Consider the following 1,740-nt stretch of genomic DNA (forward strand, 5'->3'; position numbering starts at 1 on the left):
GGACCGAGCGCCGGATAGGCGGTTCTCGCGGCATCGAGCACGGCAGGCCGCAACGGGTTGCCGGTGTGGGTGCGTGGGGCGAGCGCCTTCGCCGGCACACCGCGCACGTCGCGAAAACCGGTGGCGATGGCGCGCGCGCCCCGCGCCAGGAAGGCATTGGCCCGGCCCATCACGGCGTTCTGTTCGTGCAGGATGGTGGGGACGCGCAGGATCTGCCCCGCCAGCATCGGCGGCACGGTGGGGTAGCCGCCGAAGCCCACGATGGCGGCCGGGTTGATGCGCTTGATCTGCCGGGCGGCGACCCCGAAGCCGCGCCCGAGGGTGAGGAGCGCGGCTCCGCGCTTGATCAGGGAACGGCCTGAGGGCGTCGCCGACGCGATGGTGACGATCTCGGAGGCCGGGAAGCCGGCGGCGATGGAATCCACCCGGGCATCGGTGGCCAGCACGACCCGCACGCCCCGGGCGCGCAGGGCGTGCGCCAGGCTCTCGGCGGGGAACAGGTGCCCACCCGTGCCGCCGGCACAGAGCAGGATCGTGGCTGTCGCGACCGTCAACGCATCACTCCGGCGATGGTCGCCGGGGCGGTGCCCGGCGGCTTCTGGCTCAGGGTGGTGGTCCGGGGGCGCTTGCGGGTCAAGGCCACGAGGAAGCCCATGCCGAGCGCCAGCGAGATCAGCGAGGAGCCGCCGTAGGAGACGAAGGGCAGCGTCATGCCCTTGGCGGGCATCAGGCGCACGTTCACCGCCATGTTGATGCAGGCCTGGAGCCCGAACAGCGTGGTCAACCCGGTGATCGCCAACCGCGAAAAGGTGTCGTCGGTGCGGCGCGCGAGCTTGAGGCCCCGCATCACGATGTAGGCGAACAGCAGGACGAGGCCGAGGCAGACCAGGGTACCGAACTCCTCGCCGGTGACCGAGAAGATGAAGTCGGTATGCGCGTCGGGCAGGTGGCGCTTGGCGACGCCCTCACCGGGCCCGGTGCCGAGCCAGCCGCCGGAATTGAAGGATTGCTGAGCCCAGAAGCCCTGGAAATTGTCGCCCGATTCGCTGTTCAGGAAGCGGTCGATGCGCTCGCGAACGTGGTGCAGGAAGCGGTAGGCGGCGGCGACGCCGAGGAGGCCGCCGGCGCCGAGGCCCGCCACCCAGAACCAGTGCAGACCGGCCACGAAGAACAGCGCGCACCACACGATGGTGATGAGCATGGTCTGGCCGAAATCCGGCTGGAGGATCAGGGGCACGATCGTGACCGGCAGGAGCAGGATCGCCAGGAACCCGCCGGGCATGTCGCGCCGCTGCGCGCCCTCCGAGAAAGCCCAGGCCGCCACCACCACGAAGGCGGGCTTCACGAATTCGGACGGCTGGATGCCGATGGCGCCGAACTGGATCCAGCGGTGCGCGCCCTTGATCTCCGGGCCGAACTTGCTCGCCAGGATGCACAGGGCGACGCCCGCCATCCAGGTGAAGAGCGCGACGCGCCGGATATGGCGCAGCGACAGGAAGGAGACCGCGACGATGATGAGGATCGTCGGCGCGAGGTAGAGGGCCTGCCGGTTGAGGAAGTGGAAGGTCGGCAGGCCGATCTTCTCGGCCACCGGCGGCCCGCCGCCCATGAGAAAGACGAGGCCCGCCACCATGAGCGCGCCGAGCCCGGCGAGCAGGCCGCGATCGACGGTCCACCACCAGTCCGTCAGGGGCGTGCGTTCCGCGCGGGACATCATGGGATCAGCACTCTCCGGGGCCT

At 70.3% G+C, this 1,740-nt stretch carries 2 protein-coding genes; both read right to left on the minus strand.

Features of this window, described 5'->3' with window-relative positions; genetic code table 11:
• On the minus strand, window positions 1-554 hold a 554-nt coding region (locus K2X24_RS04870), incomplete at its 3' end, for a glycosyltransferase (RefSeq protein WP_292495235.1).
• On the minus strand, window positions 551-1,717 hold the full coding sequence (locus tag K2X24_RS04875; RefSeq protein WP_292495237.1) for a putative peptidoglycan glycosyltransferase FtsW: 1,167 nt from the start codon (window positions 1,715-1,717) through the stop codon (window positions 551-553). The genes K2X24_RS04870 and K2X24_RS04875, both read right to left, overlap by 4 nt.
• Window positions 1,718-1,740 lie beyond the last annotated feature (23 nt).

The sequence above is a fragment of the Methylobacterium sp. genome (genome assembly GCF_019750675.1).
Classification (GTDB): domain Bacteria; phylum Pseudomonadota; class Alphaproteobacteria; order Rhizobiales; family Beijerinckiaceae; genus Methylobacterium.

What these genes read in the sequence shown, in the direction of transcription:
- K2X24_RS04875 (WP_292495237.1), bottom strand. Translation starts at nt 1,717, where the DNA reads ATGATGTCCCGCGCGGAACGCACGCCCCTGACGGACTGGTGGTGGACC.